This is a genomic window from Microcoleus sp. AT8-A3, from assembly GCF_036705675.1.
In the GTDB taxonomy this organism is placed as follows: Bacteria; Cyanobacteriota; Cyanobacteriia; order Cyanobacteriales; family Microcoleaceae; genus Microcoleus.
This window is the reverse complement of record NZ_JAUBVD010000137.1, coordinates 1-1,613: the sequence shown is the minus strand read 5'-3', so window position 1 is coordinate 1,613 and position 1,613 is coordinate 1. Positions and strand designations below refer to the sequence as shown.

At 46.4% G+C, this 1,613-nt stretch carries 4 protein-coding genes; all 4 read right to left on the bottom strand.

What is annotated here, in order from left to right; genetic code table 11:
• Positions 1-35 precede the first annotated feature (35 nt).
• The 4 genes from QUB51_RS30275 to QUB51_RS30260 are packed head-to-tail and all read right to left on the bottom strand — an operon-like array spanning position 36 to position 1,437.
• Complete coding sequence (locus QUB51_RS30275) at positions 36-320, bottom strand: hypothetical protein (RefSeq protein ID WP_333264557.1); 285 nt, start codon at positions 318-320, stop codon at positions 36-38.
• Complete coding sequence (locus QUB51_RS30270) at positions 311-574, bottom strand: hypothetical protein (protein ID WP_333058631.1); 264 nt, start codon at positions 572-574, stop codon at positions 311-313. The genes QUB51_RS30275 and QUB51_RS30270 overlap by 10 nt, the downstream gene beginning before the upstream one ends.
• The gene (locus QUB51_RS30265; RefSeq protein ID WP_333058630.1) at positions 575-1,084 is read right to left on the bottom strand and encodes a hypothetical protein; all 510 of its coding nucleotides are present in this window, start codon (positions 1,082-1,084) and stop codon (positions 575-577) included. It abuts the gene before it with no gap.
• Positions 1,081-1,437, bottom strand: a complete 357-nt coding sequence (locus QUB51_RS30260) for a hypothetical protein (protein ID WP_333058628.1) — start codon at positions 1,435-1,437, stop codon at positions 1,081-1,083. The genes QUB51_RS30265 and QUB51_RS30260 overlap by 4 nt, the downstream gene beginning before the upstream one ends.
• Between the last annotated feature and the right edge of the window lie 176 nt (positions 1,438-1,613).

Here is a 1,613-nt window from a genome sequence, read left to right as displayed (position 1 = left end):
TCATTTTTTAACGTTATATGCTTGCTATGTAAGCATTATAACCTATTTTTATCGTATTTTATGTTTAAGTCCCGATATGCGCTGACGGCGATTTCATCCACCACATCAGCAGTAATTGCCCTGGTCTTCATCGCTTCAATCTCACTTTCCTCTGCCAGTTCGCGGGCAATGTTACCAGCGGACACTGCACAGGCAATTGCAGCACACAGACTCACCCCTTGCAGTGCTTTGTGAATGTCTAGCTTTTTGTCTAGTGCTGCTAGTGGAATTAACCACAGCACGACAGAGGACGCGCTCAACACAAACAGTTTTAGCTGCATATAAACACCCCTAAACCAATCAGCAGCATCGCTAAACCACCGATTAAAAGCGCCTGCAAGTCGGCGACTGAAATCTTGAGCAACTTGCTCAGGGAGTAATCAAGCAACCAGCTCAACCCCCAAGCAATCGCAATTGCTGCTAATAGGAATAAAACCGCTTTCATTGCCATCGGATGCAGGCTCGCTATCCACCCTAAAAGGGAGAAAGCGACGCATCCGGCAACGAAGTAGTTAGCCAGATACATCGCTTTCATTTAGTTAGTCCCTCCTGTCAACTTGGCTTTAATTTCATCAATGCGAGCGCGAGCATCATTCTCAGCTTTATCAATCCCCAAGCCCAGACGAGCGTAACCGGGACGCAAGCCGTGTAATTTCTTGGCTAAGCCAGCATCAGCGCGCTTTTTGCCTAGTTCGTTCTCAGCAACCGCCCCCTCATATTTCCTGTGCTCCTTGTGTACGGTTTTGTCGGCCGCTTCAATTTTTCCTAGTGCCTTGTAAGCGCGTTTAGACTGCCTTGCACCGTCTGTTTTCTCTTTTGCCAAGTCCTTCATTGCGTCCGCTTCTTCTTTGGTAAAGTAGCGCGGTGCTGGCACAACTGGAACACTACGAATGCTAGAGAAGTTACCAGGATTTAATGGCGTGATAACGTTTGTGTCAGTGCTTGCCAGCACCTTAGATTTGTCGATTGCGTGTCCGCCGTCATTGCTGCTAGCTAATTGGTTGTTATCAGATTTACCGCCGAATAGTCGCAGTTGTAAGCTCATAATTTTGTCCCAATTTGAATGTTGATGCGGACTGGGGAAGGCAATAGATTGAGTGGGTTGATTTGTCGCCACATGGACATTGCCAGCACAAACACCCCCGCCGATGCGAGTACAAGTGCAATGAGTTGAGAGAGGTCAACCCAGTCTAAAAAGGTGGAATTTTGGCGGGTGAAACCGCACACAGGGAATGAACCGTCGTTAGTCCATTCGAGGGTGTCTACACTGTCTACATCCTTTGTATCAAGCGGTTCGGCTGCTGTGTCTACAGTGTTTAGCACTGTGTCTAGTGGTGTGTCTGGCACTGTGTCTAGTGGTGTGTCTGGCACTGTGTCTAGTGGTGTGTCTAGCACCATTCCTCACAAGTTAAGCTAAAAACACTGTTGTCAATGAGTAATATTACTCATTTTTTACCGAAATACCAATTAAAATATGACTCCATTTGTTCATTCATTGTAAGGATTCAGGTCAAAAAAACTTCAGTGTCAAAAGCTGGTAAAATAAACGAATGAAAAAGCCCGCAGCCACCAGA